The following is a 21,002-nucleotide window of genomic DNA, read 5'->3' as shown; positions in this document are numbered from 1 at the left end:
GGCCGCTGGTCGCCGAGCGAGATGCCCGGCGTCGGGAACCGCTCGGCGATCTCCAGCGCGGTGAGAGGGCCCGGCGCTGTAGCTGTGTGACCAGGCGTTTGCGAGGGTGAAATCGAGATCCGGTCGGTGGAGCTCGAGCCCGCCGAGTACGCCGTGCTGAGTCCGGAACGCGAGGACTACCTGCGGACGCAGATCGCGTACCGATTAGGTCTCCGCGGCGCGCCCGTCTGTACGTGTGAGATCGACTCACGGAAGGTTGGCACGATGCGGAAACTGATCTTCGGCATGAACGCGACCCTGGACGGCTACATCGCCGCACCCGGCGACGACATCGGCTGGAGTGGAGGGGCGGACCGGACTCATCGCCGAGCGCCGAGCTGTTCCAGTGGTGGTACGACCAGATGCGGGCGAGCGAGCTGTCGCTGTACGGGCGCAAGCTGTGGGAGGCGATGAGCTCCCACTGGCCGACCGGCGACCAGCGGCCCGACGCTACCCCGGCGGAGATCGAGTTCGCGCGCCTCTGGCGGGACATGCCGAAGGTGGTGTTCTCATCGACGATCGACAAGGTCGACTGGAACACCCGCCTGGTCACCGGCGACGCGGTCGCCGAGATCGCCCGGCTCAGGGCCGAGGACGGCGGCCCGATGGACATCGCCGGCGCGACGCTCGCCGGGGCGGCCATGCGGGCCGGGCTGATCGACGAGTACGCGATCGTCACCCATCCGGTCCTGGTGGGCGGCGGCACGCCGTTCTTCACCGCGCTGGACAGCTGGGTGAACCTGAACCTGGTCGAGACGCGGACATTTCCCGGCGGCGTGGTGCTGACCCGATACGAGAGGAGGCGATGAGCACGGGCCAAATGCTCGGCTCGTAAGGCCAGGTCGAAATCCTTCCTGGCGTGCTCACCGTGACCCTCGGCGATGAGGGAACCTTTTCCCGGCCCTTCCTTGCGTTCCGAGTGAGCTGTTGACCGACTCGCTGAAGATGAGGACGACGGTGACGCCTGCCCGTGCGCTGGACTCGTCCACGATGGGGACATCTCTGATCACAGCGTCGCGGGCAGGCTCAGCCATGGTTTGTCGGTGGCGTCGAATCCGGTGAGCTCGGCGATCTTCCCGTCGACGATGTGCAGCACCGCGATGGTGAACAAACGGTATTCCGGGTCGTCGGGGGTGCGGAGGTACAGCGCGGCGGCAGGCATGCGGTTGATCGTCGTGGCGATGCAGCGCCAGTCGTCGTGGCCGCGCTGGAAGAGCCCACCGGAGACCCAGCCGTCCACCGCGTCCTTGGCCGTGACGGTCACGGTGCCAGGGTCGGGCAGCATCGTGAAGCGCAGGTCGCCGCGCAGCAGGGCCATCAGCCCGTCGAGGTCGTTGCGCTCATGGGCGTCCATATACGACTTCACCACGCCGCGCTCGTCATCCGACAGCTCGTGCGTGCCAGGGCTCCGCCAGTCGAGGCGGCGGTCGGGCAGCTGCTCGCGCATCGTCACGCGCGCCCGCTGCAGTGCGCTGGTCACCGATGCGACGGTCAGCTCGAGGGCGTTGGCGGCCTTCGACGCCGGCCAGCCGACGACGTCGCGCAAGATGAACACCGCCCGCTGCCGCGGCGGCAGGTGCTGGACGGCGACGATGAACGCCAGCTCGATCGTCTCCCGCGCCACCACCGATTCCTGCGGGTCCTCCGGGAGCATCCGGTCCGGGTAGGGCTGCAGGTAGTGCACTTCCGAGCCCGCGCCCGGCAGCTCGGCAGGCACGGGCGTGCGGTCGTTGCGCTTCTCCAGGAAGTCGAGGCAGGCGTTCGTCGCGATCCGGTACAGCCAGGTCCGCAGCGCAGCGTGGCCCTTGAACGACTCCCGCTTGTTCCACGCCCGCAGGAACGTCTCCTGCGTCATGTCCTGGGCGTCCTCGTAGTTCGCGAGCATCCGGTAGCAGTGCACCTGCAGCTCACGCCGGTAGCGCTCCGTGATGAGCGCGAACGGTGCTGCGTCATTTGAGCGGGCCGCCGCGATGAACGCGGCCTCGTCGTCGCCTAGCAGTCTGGCGTCGGTCATGGTCGTCAATCCTTCCGCAGGTGGCGAGGGGCTACCAGAACTGACGACGTGGCGGAGGATTTCTGAGCGGTGAAGCCGCTAACACCCGGGCCGTTCGTCAGGCCGGATGGGTCGGGTTGCTCGACCTTGGTGGCGATGGGCTGGTGGGTGGGTCGGGTGGTGGTGGTCAGGGTGGGGAGGACGGTGGTGAAGGCGTCGCGTTCCTGTTGCCGATGCCGGCCGAGGCTATGGGAGCTGTGCCGATCGGCGGCGGTGGCGGGGTGGGTGTAGGAGCGCCAGGGACAGGCGGGTCAGCTCCGCGGCGAGCCGGCGGGTGTTGTGGTGGAGCTGGTCGTGGGTGAGCCGGGCCACGACGGTGGCGGTGTCGCCGATGCCGGTGCTCCACTGCGCGAGAGGCGCGGGCGGGGGCGTGATGGCCCGCTCGGCTCTTTCAGGGGTATCCGCCAAAGCAGAGCACCGAGCGCCGGAACGAGGCTCTCATCCACATACGCCGGATAGATCCCACACACCCATATTTGCCATTGAATGCCCGTGCCATTCGCTAAGCTCTGCAGCGGCAAGGCTGTAGCGCAGAGGTCGTCGCGCCTTACAGCAGGTTGGAGGACGTCGGTTCGAATCCGACCAGCCTTGCCCCAAATCGTGGAAGTCATCGGTGGGGGTGTGGGTGTCGGTCGTCGATCCTGACTTGACCGGGACACCACCGCCCGGATCGGGAGCCCTCCCCAACCAGGCTGAGGTCGAGACCTGCCTGCGGGTGATGGCCCAGGCGCGCGCGGCGGATCCGGCCGATCCTCAATGGGCGGCCGTGCACGAGGCCGCAGCGCACTTGTACCGGACGGGGAAGAAGACACGAAAGGCGTCGCGGCAGGCCGAGCGCAGGCGACGCGACCACGAGGCCACAGCGGCCACGGCGCGCTATCGAGAGCAGGATCCGCCCCCCGCGCTCGTCCCGCCGGTAGCCTCGACGGGCCCCCGGGACCAGGCCGGTTCCGCAGAGCCGGATCCGCCGGGTGACCGGTCCGCGCCGACCCGGCGCCTGTTGGTGGGCACGCGACGCTGTTACGTCTGCAAGTCCGCCTACCAGCAGGTGCATCCGGATTACCACCTGCTGTGTCCGGATTGCGCCGAGGAGAACCTGGCCCGTCGGCACGCCCGCTGCGACCTGAGTGGCCGCCGGGCGATCGTGACCGGTGGACGGGTGAAGATCGGTTTCCAACTGGCGCTGAAGCTGCTGCGCGACGGCGCGGACGTCCTGGTCACCACCCGCTTCCCGCGGGATGCCGCCCGTCGGTTCGCGGCCGTGCCCGACGCCGAAGCCTGGCTGGACCGGGTACACGTCCACGGTCTCGACCTGCTCGACCTGGCGGCCGTCGCGGGCCTGCTGGAGTTCGTTCAGCGGCGTTTCAGTTGTCTCGACATCCTCGTCAACAACGCGGCCCAGACGATCCGCCGGCCCGCCGCGTACCACCGCGAGGTGCGCGCGGCGGAGCGCACGCCGCTGAAAGGCCTGGCCGCGCAAATCGACGTGCCGGGGACGGTCGCGCCCGCCGTCGCCGCGCCGCTGGAACCCGCGCCGGCGGTCGTGGCTCCTTCGGGCTCCGGGCGGGCCGTCACGCAGCGGGACGCCCTGGAGGCGCTGTTCCCCGCCGGGCAGACGGACGAGACCGGTCAGCCGCTGGACCTGCGCGACCGCAACAGCTGGAGTCTCCGGCTGCACGAGGTGGACCCGGCCGAGTGGCTGGAGGTCCAATTGGTGAACTCCTTCGCGCCGTTCCTGCTGACGTCCCGGCTGCGCGGTCTGCTCGAGGCCTCGTCGTGGCCGGACCGGTACGTCGTACAGGTCTCGGCGATGGAGGGCAGCTTCTCGCGGGAGCAGAAGACCGTCCGCCATCCGCACACCAACATGGCCAAGGCCGCCCTGAACATGCTGACCCGCACCGCCGCCGCGGACTATGCGGCCTCGGGCATCTACATGAACAGCGTCGACACCGGCTGGGTCACCGACGAACGCCCCCATCCGGACAAGACCGCGCAGCGGGAGGCGGGGTTCCGCCCGCCGCTGGACGTCATCGACGGCGCCGCCCGGGTCTACGACCCGATCGTGCGCGGTGTGGGCGGGGAACGGATGTCCGGCCTGTTCCTGAAGGACTACCGACCGGTGGATTGGTGATGATGGAGCCGACGCCCGTACGCTGCCCCGCGATCGAGCACCTTGACGTGCCGCCGGCCGATCCGGCGGACCTGGGTCCGCTGGTCTCCCGGCTGGCCGCACCGGCCCCGGTGGCGGCCGACGAGACCTTCCCGCTCGGCACCGTACGGCCCGATGGCCGGGTCGACCTGTGCAAGCAGGGCCTCGGCACGGCCGGTGCGGCGCGGCTGCTCCCGGCCGCGGTGGCCTCGCCGCACGCCGTCCATCTGCTGCTGGGCACCAACGCCATCGGGAGCGACGGAGCCCGGACCATCGCCGACGCGCTCGTTCCCGGCCATGGCCTGGAGACTCTCTACCTCGGCTGCAACCGCATCGACGCGGCAGGCGCCGAGGCGCTCGCCGGTCGACTGGCCACGGACACCACCGTGCGCGCCTTGTGGCTCAAGCGGAACCCGGTGGGCGACGACGGAGTTCTCGCCCTGGCCGCGATGCTGCGCCAGAACACGACGATCCGCACGCTCGACCTGGTCAACACCGGGCTGACGCAGGAGGGACTGCGGGCGCTGCTGGTCGTGCTCACCGAGCGGCCGAACCCGGTCGAGCGGCTGTTTCTGGGCGGGAACGGGCTGGGCCCGGAGTCCGGCGACCTGCTGGCCGCGCTGATCCGGGACGCCGGGGTACGCGAGCTCTACCTCCCGGCGAACCATCTCGGCGACGCCGGTGCGGCCACGCTCGCCGCGGTGGCCGACCCCGCCCAGCCGGTACGCCTGGGCCTCGGCGGCAACGGCATCGGGCCGGACGGCGCACGCGCGCTGGCCGACGCACTCAGCGGTATCGAGGCACTCGACCTGGGACGTCCGCCGTCGGAGCGGAGCCTCGGCGCACCCGCGAACGTCACCGGAGACACGGGCGCGGCCGTGCTGGCCGCGGCTCTGCCCGGCAGCCCGCTGCGTCGGCTGGAGCTGCGCCAGACCGGGATCACCGGCCGTGGCGCCAAGGACCTGCTGGCCGCCGTTCCCGACGACACCCGTCTGGAATACGTCGGGTTCGGCCCCGGCGTGCCCCGCCGGGTGAAGCGTGCGCTGGCGCCACGCCTCCGTCCCGCCGCCCGGACCCATCCGGACCTGCACGCGATCGGGAGCCTCTACCGGTGAGCGCGGCGCCCCCACCGGCCGGTCTGCCACCTCGTACGCCGTCCCGTTCATATCCGCCGCACGAGGCGTCCCGGTTACGGCGGATCCGCCGGTACGCGGTGCCCCCGTGGATGGTCGAGCAGGCGACCGAACGACGGCTCGCCGGCGACTGGCGTGGCGCCTGCGCCGCCGCGAACGTCGATGTCACCTTCGACCTGGCCGACATCGCGAACGCGCACGGCGACGCCGTCGCCACGGCGCTCGAGGACGACCTGTGCAACTTCGCCCCGGACCTGCTGCGCTGGCACCTGCCCCGCCTGGACCGCGGGCGTACGACGATCGTGCCCGACCAGGTGATGGTCCTGGGGCGGCCGGGTGAGGCCTCAGACGCCCCGTACCTGTACCTCCGGACGCCCCGCTGGATGGTCCACGGCCCGCAGCGGCTGCGCCTGCACGTCGGGGCGGTTCACCAGCAGGACACCTATCTGGAGACCGACTGGGCCTACAGCGCGTTCTGGCGCAACGTCGTCCAGGACTGGAGCTCGTCGCGTCACCTGTGGGATGTGCGCCATGCCGACGACCTGCGTGAACGCTGCGGCGGTGACAAGGCTCGGGCTCCGTTCCTCCACGGCGACGGCACACCGCGCAGGGCGGACGAGCTTCCCACGGCCGATCCCGGCCGCGCCGACCCGGCGTCGCTCACCGAGTGGGTCACGCTGCTGCACGAACGCGGCGAGGTCGAAGCGGCGTTCGCAGCCGCCGGCATCGAGCTGGACGCCGCGCCGCTCGAGATCGAGCCCTATTACGAGGTGAATCGCGTTGATCCGCTCGACGTTCTCGCGCGGATGCCCCTTGCCCTGACCCGGGTGGAGGCGGAGGTCCGTCGCCTCGCGGCCTCAGTGGGAACCGACCGGTTCTGGCTTCCCTACCGGCAGTACGCGGCGGTCGTCTTCAAGACCGGCGGGTCGGATGTGGGGCTGCGCGTCCGAGTCGTCAATTTCGAGATGGGCACGGAGCCGGGGGACACGGTGCTCCCCGAAGCGTGCTGGCGCCGCCTGCCCGACCTTGACCTGCTGCGGGACGGCTATCCGCCGGAGCGGCTCCATCCGCTCGTACGCGAGGCCCTGTTTCCGAGCCGCGCAGCGCACGGCGCTCCATTGGGGCCGTCCGACCCGGAACTCCCGAAGCCGGCCCGCATCCGCTGCCGCGGCGAGTGGCACGAGGTCTCCTTCCGTGACGGCGTGCTGCACATCCCGCACAGCGCGGAGGAGCAGCGGCGGGAGGACGCCATGCGGGCGTTCGGGGGCGCGATCGCCGGCTGCTTCGCCGCACGGCAGGCGTGGACGTCCGGAACCGGGCGGCTGCCCAAGGCCCTGCGCGACCAGCGAGGGGAGCTTTTCTCGCGGGTCCAGCACGGCGACCTGCCAGGAGTTCTACGGCTGCTGGACGCCGGCGTGGATCCACGCGTCCGTGATGGCCGACGGCGCACCCTGCTCCACCTGCTGCACCTGCTCGATCCCGGCGTCGATCCGAGGGTGCCCGGCCGTCGGAGGCAAGAGGCGGCCCACCGGCTGCGGCACCTCGACCATGATGGTCTGCTCGGGCGGCTTCTGGCGGTGGGCCTGGACATCGACGCCAGGGATGAGGACCAGCGCACGCCGCTGTTCTCCGCGATCTGCGGGGACGGCTCGGTGGCGCTCGTCCATGCGCTGCTCACCGCAGGGGCGCGGATCGACCTGACCGGCGAGATCCACGGCCAGCCCGTCTCGCTCCACCGCCTGATCGACTGGCTCGAACGCGATGACCTGGACTTCATCACGGATCGGATCGAACGCGAGTACCCAGAACTCGCCGAGGAAGAGTGAACGCCGTCAACATGCCGGGTGCACCCGCGGCCGAGCCGACGCCGCGCCACACGCCGTCGTACCCACCGGACGAGGCGTCGAGCCGACGGCGGATCCTGCGGTACGCCGTTCCCCGGTGGATGATCGAGCGGGCCACCGAACGACGGCTCGACGGAGACTGGCGCGGCGCCTGCGCCGCCGCGAACGTCGACGTCGCGTTCGACCTGGCCGACATCGCCCGGGAGCATGGCGGCGCCGTCGCTGCCGCTGTCGAGGACGACCTCCGCCATTTCGCGCCGGACCTGCTGCGCTGGCATCTGCCGCGTGTCCTGGCGGGACGTACGACGATCCGAAACGGTCAGACGGTGACCTTGGGCCGTTACCCGGGTGCGGCCAATACCACGCAGTTCCTGCACGTCACCACGCCCTCCATGGTAGACGGGCCGCAGCGGCTGCTCCTGTGCTTCGGCCGGATCGACCATGACTTCGGCTCGGGCAATCATCGGCGCGTCCTCCACAACTGGACCATGCTGCGGCACCTGTGGGATGTACGGCACACCGGCGCGCTGCTGGAACGCCATGGTGGCGCAAACCGGCCGCCGTTCTTCAACGCGGACGGGACCCGCCGCGCCGCCGGGGAACTGCCCACGGCCGACCCCGGTCCCGCCGACCCGCCGGCCCACGCCGAATGGCTGACCCTGCTGCATGAGCGAGGGGAGGTCGAGGCGGCGTTCGCCGCGGCGGGGATCGCGCTGGATCCGTCGCCGCTCGAGCCTCGCTGGGGCAGGCCGATCGATCCGTTGCCGGTCCTGGAGAAACTCCCGCTGGCGCTGACCAGGCTCAAGCCGGAGATCCGGCTGCTCATCCGCGAGGGCTTCGGGCGTCGCTTCCAGATTCGGCTTTCCTACAGCAGCTCCCTGCTGCTCGAAGGCGGCAAGCAGGCCGACAAACTGCGGATCCGGATCATCGACCCCGAGGAGATCTCCGGCACCCCGGTGCTGCCCGAGGCGTGCTGGCGGCGGCTGCCGGACCTCGACGCGCTCCGGCATGGCGACGCGGATCCGGACCGGCTGCATCCGCTGGTCCGGGGCGCGCTCTTCCCGCTGCGTGCGGACCCCGCCGATCCGGTCGGACCGCCGGATCCGCAGCTCCCGTCCCCGGTTCGGGTGCGATGCCGCGGTGAGTGGCACGAGGTGCGCTTTCAGGACGGCACGTTGCGGGTGCCGCACAGCGCGGACGAGCAGCGGCGAGAGCAGGCGATGCGGGCGTTCGGCGGCGCGGTCGCCGGCTGCTTCGCCGCGGCGCAGGCGGTGTTCTCCGGCCAGGGCCGGCTGCCGAAGGACTTGCGGGAGCAGCGGCGGGAGCTGTACAGCCGCGCCCAGCACGGTGACACGCCGGGAGTGCTCAGGCTGCTCGACGCCGGGGTCGACCCGCGGTTCCGTGACGGCCGGCGCCGCACGCTCCTGCACGCGCTGATCCACCTGGACCACGAGGTCCTGCTGCCGCGCCTGCTGGCGGCCGGGGTCGACCTCGAGGCCGTGGACTGCAACCGGCGCACGGCGCTGCACGTGGCGGTCGGGGACAACGGGTCCGTCGCGCTGGTACGGGCGCTGCTGGCCGCCGGAGCGAACCCCGACGTCACCGACGACATGGGCTGGCCGCTCTCCCGGCTCATCCGCCTCTACAAGCGCACCGAGCTGGACTTCCTCCCGGCCCTGCTGGACCGGGACCGGCCCGCTGGATGACCTGGAAGGACGAGGAACAGTGAACGGCACCGATGAGGACTTCGCACCGGATCCGCTGGCCGCGGCCGACGAACTGGTCCGCCGGCTCGGCTCCCAGCGGACGGAGCCGGCCGCGAACCCGCAGCTGGAGGCGCTGTCGCTCGCGGTGTCGGCGAACCTCCCCGTGCTGTTGTGGGGCGAGCCGGGGATCGGCAAGTCCGCCGCCCTCCAGCAGCTGGCCGCCGGGCTCCGCGTCCCGCTGGAGACGGTGATCGCGAGCGTCCACGAGCCCTCCGACTTCGCCGGCCTTCCGATCATCGGTGATGATCCGGCCACCACGGGGGTGCCGATGGCCCCACCGGACTGGGCGGTGCGGCTGGCCACGGCCGGTCGCGGCGTCGTGTTCTTCGACGAGCTGTCCTCCGCGCCCCCTGCCGTCCAGGCGGCGCTGCTGCGGGTCGTCCTCGAACGCCGGGTCGGCAGCCTGCCGCTCCCGGAGCCGGTCCGGGTGGTCGCCGCCGCCAACCCGCCGTCCAGCGCCGCGGACGGCTGGCACCTCAGCCCGCCACTGGCGAACCGATTCGTTCACCTGCAGTGGACGCACGACCCGCGGACGGTCGCACGAGGCATGGCCGGAACCTGGCCGGCCATGCCCCTGCCGCTCATCGACCCGGCCCGGGTGCCCAGCGCGGTCGCCCGCGCCCGCGGGGTGGTCTCCGGGTTCCTCACCGCACGGCCCGGCCTGGCCCACCACCTGCCCGGCGACGCGGAGAGCCGGGGCCATGCCTGGCCGTCGCCGCGTACCTGGGAGATGGCGCTGCGCCTGCTGGCGGTCGGGTACGCCGCCGGCTCCGACCAGAAGGCGGTCGCGGCCGCGGTGATCGGCGCGGTGGGCGACGGCGCCGGTCTGGAGCTGCTGGCCTACCTCGAACAGCTCGACCTGCCCGACCCGGACCACGTTCTGGCCAATCCGGACGCCTTCGCCCTACCGGACAGGGGCGACCGGCAGCTCGCCTTCCTCACGGCCGTCGTCTCAGCGGTGCAGAGCGACCTCACGCGGCGGCGCTGGGAGGCCGGCTGGGCGGTGCTGGCCAAGGCCGTCGACGCCGGCGTACCCGACGTCGCGGCCCGGGCCGCCGCGGACCTCGCGGCGCTGCGCGACACCGACTGGCCGGTGCCGAGCGGCATCGACGCGTTCCTCGATCTGCTCCAGCTGTCCGGCGCGCTGCCGAGCGCCTTCTGACCCATGGCCGAATTCGACCAGGTCAAGTTGCTCGCCGCTCGGTACCGTGCCGCGAGCGACCGGCCGTACCTCGCCTCCGCGCTCTACTCGCTGACGGTCGTGCCGACCAGCCGCGTGCCGACGATGGCCGTCGACCGGCACTGGCGGTGCTACGTGTCACCGGCGTTCGTCGCGGCGACGTCCGTTCCCGAACTCGCCGGCGTATGGATCCATGAGCTGGCTCACGTGCTGCGCGACCACCACGGCCGTGCGGACCGGCTACCGGCCACCGACCAGCGCGACCGGTTGCGCGTGAACGTCGCCCAGGACTGCGAGATCAACGATGACCTGCTCGCCGACGGGCTGGCACTGCCGGAAGGCCGGATGGAACCTGCCGCCTTCGGGCTGGCGACCGGACGGCTGTTCGAAGAGTATCTCCCGCAGCTGCCGCCGTCCGTCGGCTGCTCCGACTGCGGCTCCGGCGCCCACGGCTCACCGGGCGATTGGGAGATCACCGGTGACGGCGGGCCGGGCGGCGTCAGCACCGTCGAGGCCGAGGCTCTGCGCCGGCATACCGCCGAGGCGATGCGCGCCCACCGGCGCAACCGCGGCAGCCTCCCGGCCGGCTGGCAACGCTGGGCGGACCAGATCCTGGAACCGACGGTCGACTGGCGCCGCGTGCTCGCGGGCGCCGTACGGGAAGCGGTCGCCTGGGCCACCGGGGCGGTCGACTACACCTACCATCGCCCGTCCCGCCGCACCGCCGCACTGCGCGGCGTCGTGCTGCCGAGCCTGCGCCGCCCACTGCCGGTCGTCGCGATCGTCATCGACACCTCGGGGTCCATGGGCGAGGACGACCTCGCGGCGGCCCTCGCCGAGGTCACCGGCGTACTGCGGGAGGTCGGCGTCGGCGGCAACCGGGTCACGGTGCTCGCCTGCGATGCCGACGTGCAGACCGCTGCCCGAGTGACGTCCGCGCAGCAGGTGAATCTCGCCGGTGGGGGCGGTACGGACATGCGGGTCGGCATCACGGCAGCCCTCGCCCTGCCCGAACGGCCCGGCGTCGTGATCGTGCTGACCGATGGCTTCACTCCGTGGCCCGAGGCGCCGTCGTCGTCCCGCCTCATCGCCGCGCTCATCGGTGCGGATCCGCCGCCTCCGCCCGCGTGGGTCGAGGCCATCCGCATTCCTCGAACCGCTGACGCGTGATCGGACCACGGCACTTGAACCCGGGGCACAATCCCCGCGGTCTGGTCACGGTGGGAGGTCGCGCCAGCGTTCGGCCGACGCCAGAGCGTCCAGGCTGATCCGCTCCAGGAACGCACCGCCCCTGGCCAGGCGGCGTCCCACGGGCGTGTCGAGCCCGAGCGTCTGCCCCGCCGCCTTCGCGATCTCCGCCGCCTCGAGCGTCTGCCGCGAGCTGATCACCGTCGAGTGGTACCAGGCGTCGTCGTCGACCACGTAGATGTCGCGACGCCGTTGCGGATCACGTTCGCGCCTGATCAGCCCCTGCTGGGTCAGGTAGCCCACTGCCGTGGAGATCGAGGCGGGACTGACTTTCAGCCCGCGCGACAGCTCGGCCGCGGTGAGCCTGCCGTCCTCGCTCAGCCACAGGCCGATGAGCACGCGCGCCATCATCTTCGGCAGGCCCATCCCGACCGCCATCTCGACGGCGCCCTCTTCCACCTCGAAGACCTTGCGGTCCTGGCGTTCGGCCTCGGGCGAACGCGCCGGGGTGCCGCGCCGCGCCCGCCGCGCCGCCGCCTGGTGCGCCCGCTCGGGGCGGTAGTCGCCGGGGCCGCCGTTGCGGCCGACCTCCCGGCTGATCGTCGAGGTCGGCCGGTCGAGCCGCCTGGCGATCTCGGCGTAGGAGCGGCCTTCGGCGAGGCCGGTCGCGATGCGCTGGCGGTCCTGCCGGGTCAACCTTCCATCTGGCATCACGTCATTATTGCGTTCGGCGCCATTCAATGCAATGTTTCATTGCATTCAGCTTCACCGTCAACGCATCAGTTTATCCACTCTGACCTTGGGTTATTGGCATTGGTCGATTGACATAATTTCTGAAAGCAACGTAGCTTTCAATTGTGATGAACACGTACTATCGCGATGAGCCGGTCACTCCGTCCCTCGACCGCTCACCCGCCTGTCCCTTCGATCCCGCCCCTTCGCTCACCGCCCTGCGCGCAGAGCAGCCGATCGCCCGCGTGGCCGTGCCCGAAGGCGCCCCCGGCGTCTGGATGATCACCGGATACGACCTGGTCCGCCAGATCCTCGCCGACCCGCGGTTCAGCTCCCGCTACGAAACCCACTACCACCCCCTGGCGGGCGGGCACCTGCCGCCCGCCCCCGTCGGCGACCTGACCGGCATGGACGCACCCCAGCACACCCGCTTCCGCAAGCTGCTGGCGGGCAAGTTCACCGTCCGCAGGATGAACCTGCTCACCGAGCGGGTCACCGAGATCACCCGCGAACGGCTCGACGCGATGGAGCGGCAGGGGCCGCCCGCCGACCTCGTCGAGGTGTTCACGCAGCCGGTTCCAGCGCTGATGATCTGCGAACTGCTCGGCGTGCCCTACGAGGACCGCGACCGGTTCCAGAGCTCCACCCGGATCCTGTCGGACGGCGGGACCGCCGAGGCGCAGTACGCCGCCTTCGACGAGCTCGGCACGTACCTGCGGGAGCTCGCGCTCGTCAAGCGGGCCAAGCCGGCCGACGACCTGCTCAGCGACCTGGCCACCGGCGGCGACCTGACCGACGAGGAGCTCGGCGGCGTGGCCGCGTTCCTGCTCGGCGCCGGGCTCGACACCACCGCCAACATGCTCGCGCTCGGCACGTTCGCCCTGCTGCGCAACCCGGCCCAGCTCGCCGCCCTGCGCGGCGACCCCGGCCTGGCCGTCGGCGCCGTGGAGGAGCTGCTGCGTTACCTGTCCGTCGCCGCCATCGGCATGCGCGGCGTGCTGGAGGACGTGGAGCTCGGCGGCAGGCAGCTCAAGGCGGGCGACACGGTCGTCATCGCGATCAACGCCGCCAACAGGGACCCGGCCAGGTTCTCCGACCCCGACGTGCTCGATCTGCGCCGCTCGGCCGCCGGGCAGCTGGCCTTCGGCCACGGCGTCCATCAGTGCCTCGGCCAGCAGCTTGCCCGCATCGAGATGCGGGTCGCGTTTCCCGCGCTGCTCATCCGCTTCCCGACGCTGCGGCTCGCCGTACCGGCTGAAGACGTGTCGCTGCGCACCGACCCCTCGCAGGTGTACGGCGTGCACAGCCTGCCCGTCACCTGGGATCGGGGGTGAACGCGATGCGAACCTTCGTCTCGGTGACGGGGCTGCGCAAGTCCTACGGCGCCCACCGCGTCCTGGACGGCATCGACCTCACCATCCCGCAGGGCACCGTGTTCTCGCTGCTCGGCCCGAACGGCGCGGGCAAGACCACCACGGTGCAGATCCTGTCCACCCTGATCAAGGCCGACGCGGGCGAGATCTGGGTGGCCGGGCACGACCTGGCCAAGGAACCCGACGAGGTGCGTGCCGCGATCGGCGTCACCGGCCAGTTCTCCGCGGTCGACAGCTTCCTCACCGGCGAGGAGAACCTGCGGCTCATGGCCGACCTGCTCCACCTCGGACGTGCCAAGGGCCGCGGGCGCGTCGGCGAGCTGCTGGAGCGCTTCGACCTCACCGACGCCGCGCGCAAGCCCGCGGTCACCTACTCGGGCGGCATGCGCCGCCGGCTCGACCTCGCCATGACCATGGTCGGCACGCCCAGGCTCATCTTCCTCGACGAACCGACCACGGGCCTGGACCCGCGCAGCCGCCGCACCATGTGGCAGATCGTCAGGGACCTCGTCCAGCAGGACGGCGTGACCATCTTCCTGACCACCCAATACCTGGAGGAGGCCGACGAACTCGCCGACCGCATCGCGCTGCTCAGCCAGGGCCGGCTGGTGGCCGAGGGCACCCCTGAGGAGCTCAAGCGAATGATCCCCGGCGGCCACCTCGTCGTGCGCTTCGCCGACCCCGACGGGTACCGCAGGGCGGCCGGCCACGTCGGCGCCACCTCCCGCAACGACGCGGCGCTCACCGTCCAGATCCCCGACTCCGGCGGAGTCAGGACGCTGAGGAAGCTCCTGGAGTGGCTGGACACGCATGCCATCGACGTCGCCGAGCTGTCGGTGCACACCCCCGACCTGGACGACGTCTTCCTCACCCTGACCCAGGAGCCCTCGACCCAGGAGCCCTCGACCCAGGAGCCCTCCCGATGAGAGCGATCACCGACTCGGCGACGATGCTGCGGCGCCAGGTCAGACACATCTGGCGCTACCCCACGCTGATCCTCACGTTCGCGGCCGTGCCCGTGGTGTTCCTGCTGCTGTTCGTCTACGTCTTCGGCGGCACCATGGGCGCGGGCATCGGCGCCGACCGCGCCGCCTACGTCGGTTACCTCACCCCCGGCATCATGATCACGACGATCGTCGGGGCCGCGCAGGGGACCGCGATCTCGGTGGCGACCGACATGACCGAGGGCATCATCGCCAGGTTCAAGACCATGGCCATCGCCCGTGTCTCGGTGCTCACCGGGCACGTACTCGGGGCGATGGTGCAGACGTTCCTCGCGATTGCCATGGTGACGGTGGTGGCGCTGCTGATCGGGTTCCGCCCGTCCGCCTCGGTGCTGGACTGGCTCGGCGTGGTCGGTGTGCTGGCCATGTTCACCTTCGCGATCACCTGGCTGTCGGTCGCGCTCGCCATGGTCACCAAGAACGTGGCCACGGCCAGCAACCTGCCGATGCCGCTGATGCTGCTGCCGTTCCTCGGCAGCGGCTTCGTCCCGACCGAGTCGATGCCGGCCGGTTTGCGATGGTTCGCCGAGCACCAGCCGGTCACCCCTGTCATCGACACGCTGCGCGCGCTGCTGGCCGGACATCCGGCCGGGTCCAGCTTCCTGGAGGCGGCTGCGTGGAGCGCGGGCATCTCCCTGGTCAGCTTTCTGTGGGCACGCAGGCTCTACAACCGGTGATTCGGTCCAGGATCGGGCAGGTCATCGTAGAACGCCGGCCGCTTCGACGGCTCGGCGTTCGATGAGGCGGCTCATCGACGGGCTTCGCCGGCGGGGTCGTGGCGGGGTGCCATGATCGGCCGGCCCGCCGCTGGCTATCCTGTGGCACATCGGGCCAGGTACGGCTCCCCACCACGAGCCCACCAGGAGGCGACGACCGTGACAGCCTCCCAGCGCCGGAGCACCTGGCCGGCGACGACGGTGGCGGCGCACGCGGTCCTGGCTCTCCTGACGCTGATCATCCTGGCGGGCGCCCGGTATCTGGGCGCGGACCTGTGGCAGATCCTCGCCGCGGCGGGTGCTGCCGCCCTGCTCCATGCGGGAGCGGTGGTGGCCCATCGACGGCCGTGGGTGGGGTACGCGATCGGCGCGCTGGCAATGCTCGTCCTGGTGACGATGCCCTTCCCGAGCTGGTCACCGAACATGCTGCCCTCGGCTGTCTACTTTCCGCTGACGTTGTGGCGGCTGACCAGCCTGGTCTCGGTCAGGTCCTCGGTGGCTGCGCTGGCCGTCGCCGCACTCGGGATCGTCCTCACCGAGGTGGTGGCATGGGCCCGGCAGCCCCCTGACACCCCCGGGTGGACCCGCCTGGTCGAGGGCGGGCTGCTGATGCTCGTGGTCGGCGGTGTGTGGCTTGCGGCCCTGCTGGTACGCCGCAGGCACGAGGGCGGCCGACGAGCCGAGAGCGAACGGCTGGCCGCGGCGGTCGCGGACGAACGGGCCGGCATCCGCCGCGACCTGCACGACGTGATCGCCCACACGGTCACCGTCATGGTCGCGCGGATCGAGGCCGCGGCGGTGACGACGGCGGATCCGGCGACCCGCCGCGAGCTCGGCGACATCGCCGAGGCCGGCCGGGACGCCCACCAGGGGCTGCGAGCGATGCTGGCCACCTTGGGCCCGGCCACCGTGGCGCCGCGCGCCGATTCCCGGCCCGGAGAGGTCCCGATCTCGCTCGATGCCCTCCCCGACCTCGTGGCCTCGGCGGCGAGCCCGCTCCATGCGGTGACGTTCGCCGAGGTGGGGGAGCGCCGGCCACTGAGCCTGAGTTCGGAGGTCGCGGCGGTCCGTACCGTGCAGGAGGGCATCACCAACGCGTTGCGCCACCTCGAACCACCGGTCGAGGTGACCGTTCGCCTGCGCTGGACCCCGGCCGAGGTGGTGGTGGAGGTGCGCGACGACGGCGGCAAGGCGCTTCGCGACGTCGGCGGCCAGGGGACCGGCTTGATGGGGATCGAGGAACGTGTGCGTACCGCAGGCGGCACCCTGTCGATCGACGACGGGGACGACGGGTGGGCGCTGCGGGCGCGGCTCCCCACGAAGGAGGGGGCATGACCGGGATCCGTGTCATGCTCGTCGACGATCAGGAGCTGTTGCGGGTCTCGCTCCGTACGATCCTGTCGGCCGATGAACGCATCGAGGTCACCCACGACGTCGCGAACGGCGGCGACGCGATCGAGGTCGTCCGGCGGCACCGCCTCGACGTGGTGCTGATGGACATCCGCATGCCGCGCGTGGACGGGGTCGCCGCGACGGCGGAGATCGTCAGGATCGCACCGGCGACCCGGGTGCTCATGCTGACGACGTTCGACGATGACGAACTGGTCGTGGCCGCCATCCGGGCCGGCGCGAGCGGTTATCTGACCAAGGACGTCCGGCCCGCCGCCCTGGCCCAGGCCGTGTGCGACGTCGCCTCCGGGACGTCGGCGCTCGCGCCGGGGGTGGCCGCGACGATCCTCGATCTCGTACGGCAGGTGCCGATGCGGCGGACGGCGGCCCTGGACGGCCTCACCCCGCGCGAGGTCGAGATCTTCGGCCTGCTCGCCCGCGGCCGGTCCAACAGCGAGATCTGCGCGGAGCTGGTGCTGAGCGAGAACACGGTGAAGTCACACGTTCGGGCCGTCCTGCAGAAACTGAACCTGCGTGACCGCGTGCACGCGGTGATCCATGCGTACGAGAACGGGCTGGTGGGCCGTAACGATCTGCCTAGCTGAGATTCCATCCTGCCGGAGGGTGCCGTCTCACCCCTTGGGGTGATGTCGGCCGGTGACGCCCCGCCTAGGTTCGACGTCGTGCAATTCCTACGCCTGCGTTTTCCTCGTGTGACCTCCCTTCTCGTCCTCGGCGGCGTGCTCGTCGCCGTGCTGCTCGGCCGGACGGCACCGGCCCATGCCACCGGCGACCGGCTGGTCGACGACTACCGCTCCGTCTTCGGCACGCCGGGTGTCGCGGCGGCCGTGATCGACGGGTCGTCGGTCGAGACGATCGTCCGCGGCCGCGACGGGGACGGCGACGCGGTGACGGCGCGGACTCGGTTCCGGATCGCGTCGATGAGCAAGTCGATGACGGCTGCGGCGATCATGCTGCTGGCCGACCGTGACCGCGTCTCCCTGGACGACCCGGTCGTCAAGGTCCTGCCCGACTTCAGGATGGCCGATCCGCGCTTCACCGGGATCACCGTGCGCCAGGTCCTCAGCCACACCTCGGGACTGTCGAACAGCACGAACAACGAGTACGTGTTCCCGCCTCCGCGCAGCGCGCGGGAAATCGTGGCCGGGCTGGCCGACAAGACCCTGGCCGCCGATCCGGGCTCCCGCCCGGAGTACCACAACACCAACTACTCGATCGCGGCGAGGATCGTCGAAGTGGTGTCGGGGAAGTCCTTCGACGCCTTCCTCCGCACCGAGCTGTTCACGCCGCTGGGTATGACCGGCACCAGTTCGACGCTGGGGTGTTCGGATCGTGCCGAGGGCCTGCCGTCCGGGTACGAGGTCGTTCTCGGGGTGGCCGTCGCGGCACCGGAGATGCCGGGGATGTGCGTCGGCAACGGCGGGGTGATCTCGACCCTGGACGACATGGTGCGCTGGCTGCGGTTCAACCAGGGAACCTCCGGGGCGGGCCTGCTGAGTGCCGGCTCCCTGGCCGAGTTGCACACCGTCCAGCCGAAGGCCGGCGACTACGCCCTGGGCTGGCAGTCCCGCCCCGTCGCGGCGGGCGCCCCGCCGTCGGTGATCGGCCACGGCGGAACACTGGCGACGTGGACCGGGGACATGGTCTTCTCGCCCAGGACCGGTGTGGCCGCCCTCGTCCTCACCAACAGCGGCGGCGATCCCAGCCTGCTCTCGGCCAACCTTCTCGCCGAACGGATCGGGGCCCCGGCGACGCCGATGAGCAACCCGCTCACCGTCGTGAACGCGGTCCTGCTCGGGCTCACGGTGGGGATGGCCGTACCGCTGGTCACCGCGGCCGTCCGAGCGCGCCGCTGGGCCTCGCGACGCCGCGCGGCGCGCCGGCCGAGGCTGGTTCTGCGGCTCGTGCCCCTTGCCCTGGTGACGGTGCTGGGCGTGGTGCTGCCGGCGGTGATCTGGGGGGCGTTCAACTTCCAGTACTGGATCGTCACCGCCTGGCTGCTGCCGCTGCTGGTGCTCTTCTGCCTCACCTGCTGCGTGCTCGGGGCGGTCGCGCTCGGCCGTCGCCTCTGGTGCTTCCGCCGCGCCGGCCAGGCGACCTTCGCAGGCGGCGGGGTAGGTTGCGCGGACGTATCAGCGAGCCGGTTGACCAACGGAGTGCAGCCATGAAATACGCAGCTCAGGGCTTTGGGCTGATGGGGCCGAGCCGGTCGCAGTGCTGACGTCGGCGCGTCAGAACCGGAACCGCACGATGCGGGTGGACCGTTTCATGCCCGGCAGCAGGTTCAGGAGGCGATACATGCGGCGTACGTTCGCGGGCGCCTTGGCCATCAGCACCGGTGAGTCGTACATCGGCGCTTCGCCGACGTATTCGAGCCGCGGGTGCCAATCGGCCAGCGCGGCCGGGTCGTTGAAGCCGCAGTGGAACTGGGCGTCGTATCTGCGCAGCGTGGGGTCCCATTTCGAGGTTCGCCACGCCCAGACCGGCACCGTGTCGAACTGTGTCTGGCCGGTGGGGAAGGCGTCGACGACGCTGGTCAGCAGCCGCCGGACGTCGGTCTCGGTCAGGTAGGGCACCAGTCCCTCGGCGATCATCAGCACCGGTCGGCCGCGGGGGATGCGTTCCAGCCAGGTCAGGTCGGTAACGCTGGAGTCGATCAGGGTGTAGTGCTCGCGCGGCGGCAGGAATCGTTGCCGCAGTTCGATGACGGACGGGTAGTCCAGGTCGTACCAGTCGACGGTGGCGGGCGGGTCGATCCGGTACACGCGGGCGTCGAGGCCGCAGCCCAGGTGCAGCACCACCGCGTCGGGGTGGTCGGCGAGGAAGTCTCGGGCCCAGCCGTCGTGGGTCTTGGTGCGCACCACGGCGGCGAGGCCCAGCTGGCTGGTGCCGAATCTGCGCTTGTCGTAGTCGGCGTCGAGGCGGCGCATCGCCTGCTCAGCGTATTCGTCGCCGAGGATCGGGTCCGGCAGTCGGTTGTCCAGTGCTTTGGCCCTGAGGACGGGGCTGAGGGTCTTCTGCACTCCGACGAGTTCAGTGTCCTTCACGACAGCGACATTACTCGCATTTCACGAATTTTGTGAAGTTCGTGAATGGCTTTAAGCTGTTGAGGCCGCGACGAGGAAGGGAGCTTCGGTGACGCGAGCGGACGAGGGCGCCATCGCCGTCTTCCAGGAACGATTCGCGCAGATCATGGTCGAATACGGCATGCCCCGGATGGCCGCACGCGTGTACGCCGCGCTGCTGGTCACCGACTCCGGCAAGCTGTCGGCCGCCGAGCTCGCCGAGCGGCTGGGGGTCGGCGCGTCGGCGATCTCGGGGGCGGTCAAATACCTGGTACAGGTACGGCTGGTCGAACGCGGCCGCGAACCCGGTACCCGGCACGACTTCTGCCGGATCCACGAGCACACCTGGAGCCACTTCGTCAGCCAGTCCGACCCGATGCTGGCCCGGGTGCAGGTCGGTGCCGACGAGGGCGTCGCGCTGCTGGGTCTCGACTCCCCTGCCGGGCGGCGGCTGGACGAGACCCGCCGGTTCTTCGCGTTCATCCGCGAGGAGATCAACCAGTCGATGGCGAAGTGGCGGCGGCTCCAGGAGGCCGAACGCGAGGCCGGCTAGACGGCCGAGAGGATCTCGCCGGTTGGCCTTCAGCAGCCGGTGGGCCTCGGCGGCCTGGTCGAGCGGCGGCCGGTGCGCGATGCCTGCGGCGGTCATGCCGAGGTCAGCGGGCCCAGTTCGTGCGCTGCCTGGTCCTCGGTGCCCGGCCCGTCGGCCTCGTCAGTTCGCGGTCTTCCCGTCGCAGAACACCCGCTTGAGAAGGTTGTTCAGCGCCTTCGGGAACTCCTTTGCCGCGTCGACCGCGGCGTCTCCGCTGGTGAGCGAGGCGGTCATGGTCGTCTTGCCGTCGGGCGTGCTGTACATCAGCGACCCGTAGCCATTGACGCTGCCGTTGTGGTTGAGGACGGTGCCGACGCAGCCCTTGCCCAGGTCCTGTGCCCACCCCCCGAGGCCGTAGCGGCCGTAGAGGGCGGCGCTTTTGGGGTGCCTGAGGGCATCGCTGCACACCAAGACTCCGGCAGGGCGTTCATGCGGCTGATGGACCTCTCGACGGCCCACTGGCGTGGCGGTGGTGAGCGACGTGACTTACGGCCTTCAGGCCGCTGGTTCGCTTGACAACCCCAGATGAGCCAGGTGGGGTCACCCCCGCGAGTCGAGCCTGTGGACCGGCAAGGAGTACGAAGGAAGTGGGGCTTAAGAAAATTAAGATCGACATCTTGAAAGTTGAAGATGAGTCCAGGTATAACTTTAGATATGACCGAACAGGCGATGGACTGGCAGGAGCTCACGAACCTGACCCGGGGTCAGCCGTTCGTCGTCGAGCGGGTGCGCCTGGCGGGTAACGGTGTGGCGATCGA

At 70.9% G+C, this 21,002-nt stretch carries 17 protein-coding genes, 1 tRNA gene and 3 pseudogenes; 15 read left to right on the top strand and 6 right to left on the bottom strand.

What is annotated here, in order from left to right; translation table 11 throughout:
* Positions 1-264 precede the first annotated feature (264 nt).
* Positions 265-848: pseudogene (locus ABZS69_RS42525) on the top strand (dihydrofolate reductase family protein).
* Positions 849-1,045: 197 nt separating this feature from the next.
* On the opposite strand, the gene ABZS69_RS42520 reads toward ABZS69_RS42525, so the two are convergent.
* Both ABZS69_RS42520 and ABZS69_RS42515 read right to left on the bottom strand, forming a co-directional pair.
* Positions 1,046-2,053 carry an RNA polymerase subunit sigma-70 gene (locus ABZS69_RS42520; protein WP_355382559.1) on the bottom strand — a complete coding sequence of 336 codons (1,008 nt, stop codon included), beginning with the start codon at positions 2,051-2,053 and terminating at the stop codon, positions 1,046-1,048.
* 225 nt (positions 2,054-2,278) lie between these two features.
* Entirely contained in the window at positions 2,279-2,500 is a 222-nt protein-coding gene (locus ABZS69_RS42515) for a hypothetical protein (protein ID WP_355382556.1), read from the bottom strand.
* A 111-nt stretch (positions 2,501-2,611) separates the two neighbouring features.
* On the opposite strand from ABZS69_RS42515, the gene ABZS69_RS42510 reads away from it, so the two are divergent.
* The 7 genes from ABZS69_RS42510 to ABZS69_RS42480 all read left to right on the top strand — a co-directional run bounded on the left by ABZS69_RS42510 (position 2,612) and on the right by ABZS69_RS42480 (position 11,334).
* A tRNA-OTHER gene (locus ABZS69_RS42510) sits at positions 2,612-2,683 on the top strand.
* A 55-nt stretch (positions 2,684-2,738) separates the two neighbouring features.
* On the top strand, positions 2,739-4,223 hold the full coding sequence (locus tag ABZS69_RS42505; RefSeq protein WP_355382553.1) for an SDR family NAD(P)-dependent oxidoreductase: 1,485 nt from the start codon (positions 2,739-2,741) through the stop codon (positions 4,221-4,223).
* Entirely contained in the window at positions 4,223-5,356 is a 1,134-nt protein-coding gene (locus tag ABZS69_RS42500) for a gala protein (protein WP_355382550.1), read from the top strand. Before ABZS69_RS42505 ends, ABZS69_RS42500 begins: the two co-directional genes overlap by 1 nt.
* 110 nt (positions 5,357-5,466) lie before the next feature.
* Complete coding sequence (locus ABZS69_RS42495) at positions 5,467-7,200, top strand: hypothetical protein (protein ID WP_355382548.1); 1,734 nt, start codon at positions 5,467-5,469, stop codon at positions 7,198-7,200.
* Positions 7,197-8,924 carry an ankyrin repeat domain-containing protein gene (locus ABZS69_RS42490; protein ID WP_355382545.1) on the top strand — a complete coding sequence of 576 codons (1,728 nt, stop codon included), beginning with the start codon at positions 7,197-7,199 and terminating at the stop codon, positions 8,922-8,924. The genes ABZS69_RS42495 and ABZS69_RS42490 overlap by 4 nt, the downstream gene beginning before the upstream one ends.
* Positions 8,925-8,943: 19 nt before the next feature.
* Positions 8,944-10,146, top strand: coding sequence for an AAA family ATPase (locus ABZS69_RS42485; protein WP_355382542.1), 1,203 nt, complete (start codon positions 8,944-8,946; stop codon positions 10,144-10,146).
* Between the two features lie 3 nt (positions 10,147-10,149).
* Positions 10,150-11,334 carry a VWA-like domain-containing protein gene (locus ABZS69_RS42480; protein ID WP_355382539.1) on the top strand — a complete coding sequence of 395 codons (1,185 nt, stop codon included), beginning with the start codon at positions 10,150-10,152 and terminating at the stop codon, positions 11,332-11,334.
* Positions 11,335-11,379: 45 nt separating this feature from the next.
* Here ABZS69_RS42480 and ABZS69_RS42475 read toward each other — a convergent pair.
* Positions 11,380-11,724: pseudogene (locus tag ABZS69_RS42475) on the bottom strand (helix-turn-helix domain-containing protein); the annotation flags it as partial.
* Positions 11,725-11,916: 192 nt separating this feature from the next.
* Positions 11,917-12,063: pseudogene (locus ABZS69_RS42470) on the bottom strand (helix-turn-helix domain-containing protein); the annotation flags it as partial.
* A gap of 149 nt (positions 12,064-12,212) precedes the next feature.
* On the opposite strand from ABZS69_RS42470, the gene ABZS69_RS42465 reads away from it, so the two are divergent.
* The 6 genes from ABZS69_RS42465 (at position 12,213) to ABZS69_RS42440 (ending at position 18,755) form a co-directional block, all read left to right on the top strand.
* Entirely contained in the window at positions 12,213-13,418 is a 1,206-nt protein-coding gene (locus tag ABZS69_RS42465) for a cytochrome P450 (protein ID WP_355382536.1), read from the top strand.
* 5 nt (positions 13,419-13,423) lie between these two features.
* On the top strand, positions 13,424-14,383 hold the full coding sequence (locus ABZS69_RS42460) for an ATP-binding cassette domain-containing protein (protein WP_355382534.1): 960 nt from the start codon (positions 13,424-13,426) through the stop codon (positions 14,381-14,383).
* Positions 14,380-15,138, top strand: coding sequence for an ABC transporter permease (locus tag ABZS69_RS42455; protein ID WP_355382531.1), 759 nt, complete (start codon positions 14,380-14,382; stop codon positions 15,136-15,138). Before ABZS69_RS42460 ends, ABZS69_RS42455 begins: the two co-directional genes overlap by 4 nt.
* A gap of 198 nt (positions 15,139-15,336) precedes the next feature.
* Positions 15,337-16,512 carry a histidine kinase gene (locus tag ABZS69_RS42450; RefSeq protein WP_355382528.1) on the top strand — a complete coding sequence of 392 codons (1,176 nt, stop codon included), beginning with the start codon at positions 15,337-15,339 and terminating at the stop codon, positions 16,510-16,512.
* Entirely contained in the window at positions 16,509-17,171 is a 663-nt protein-coding gene (locus ABZS69_RS42445) for a response regulator transcription factor (RefSeq protein ID WP_355382525.1), read from the top strand. The genes ABZS69_RS42450 and ABZS69_RS42445 overlap by 4 nt, the downstream gene beginning before the upstream one ends.
* A 108-nt stretch (positions 17,172-17,279) precedes the next feature.
* A complete protein-coding gene (locus ABZS69_RS42440; protein ID WP_355382523.1) occupies positions 17,280-18,755 on the top strand; it encodes a serine hydrolase domain-containing protein in 1,476 nt (491 codons plus the stop codon).
* Positions 18,756-18,818: 63 nt separating this feature from the next.
* Here ABZS69_RS42440 and ABZS69_RS42435 read toward each other — a convergent pair whose 3' ends face one another.
* Positions 18,819-19,634 carry a class I SAM-dependent methyltransferase gene (locus tag ABZS69_RS42435; RefSeq protein WP_355382520.1) on the bottom strand — a complete coding sequence of 272 codons (816 nt, stop codon included), beginning with the start codon at positions 19,632-19,634 and terminating at the stop codon, positions 18,819-18,821.
* Positions 19,635-19,722: 88 nt separating this feature from the next.
* Here ABZS69_RS42435 and ABZS69_RS42430 point away from each other — a divergent pair, with 88 nt between their 5' ends.
* Complete coding sequence (locus ABZS69_RS42430) at positions 19,723-20,205, top strand: MarR family transcriptional regulator (protein ID WP_355382517.1); 483 nt, start codon at positions 19,723-19,725, stop codon at positions 20,203-20,205.
* Positions 20,206-20,364: 159 nt separating this feature from the next.
* Here ABZS69_RS42430 and ABZS69_RS42425 read toward each other — a convergent pair whose 3' ends face one another.
* A complete protein-coding gene (locus ABZS69_RS42425; RefSeq protein WP_355382514.1) occupies positions 20,365-20,652 on the bottom strand; it encodes a hypothetical protein in 288 nt (95 codons plus the stop codon).
* Positions 20,653-21,002 lie beyond the last annotated feature (350 nt).

Source organism: Nonomuraea sp. NPDC005650 (assembly GCF_040605375.1).
Taxonomy (GTDB): domain Bacteria; phylum Actinomycetota; class Actinomycetes; order Streptosporangiales; family Streptosporangiaceae; genus Nonomuraea.
The sequence above is the reverse complement of the archived record's forward strand: the minus strand, read 5'-3'. Positions and strand labels throughout refer to the sequence as shown.

What these genes read in the sequence shown, in the direction of transcription:
- ABZS69_RS42445 (WP_355382525.1), top strand. Translation starts at nt 16,509, where the DNA reads ATGACCGGGATCCGTGTCATGCTCGTCGACGATCAGGAGCTGTTGCGG.
- ABZS69_RS42500 (WP_355382550.1), top strand. Translation starts at nt 4,223, where the DNA reads ATGATGGAGCCGACGCCCGTACGCTGCCCCGCGATCGAGCACCTTGAC.
- ABZS69_RS42480 (WP_355382539.1), top strand. Translation starts at nt 10,150, where the DNA reads ATGGCCGAATTCGACCAGGTCAAGTTGCTCGCCGCTCGGTACCGTGCC.
- ABZS69_RS42520 (WP_355382559.1), bottom strand. Translation starts at nt 2,053, where the DNA reads ATGACCGACGCCAGACTGCTAGGCGACGACGAGGCCGCGTTCATCGCG.
- ABZS69_RS42495 (WP_355382548.1), top strand. Translation starts at nt 5,467, where the DNA reads ATGGTCGAGCAGGCGACCGAACGACGGCTCGCCGGCGACTGGCGTGGC.
- ABZS69_RS42465 (WP_355382536.1), top strand. Translation starts at nt 12,213, where the DNA reads ATGAACACGTACTATCGCGATGAGCCGGTCACTCCGTCCCTCGACCGC.
- ABZS69_RS42460 (WP_355382534.1), top strand. Translation starts at nt 13,424, where the DNA reads ATGCGAACCTTCGTCTCGGTGACGGGGCTGCGCAAGTCCTACGGCGCC.
- ABZS69_RS42455 (WP_355382531.1), top strand. Translation starts at nt 14,380, where the DNA reads ATGAGAGCGATCACCGACTCGGCGACGATGCTGCGGCGCCAGGTCAGA.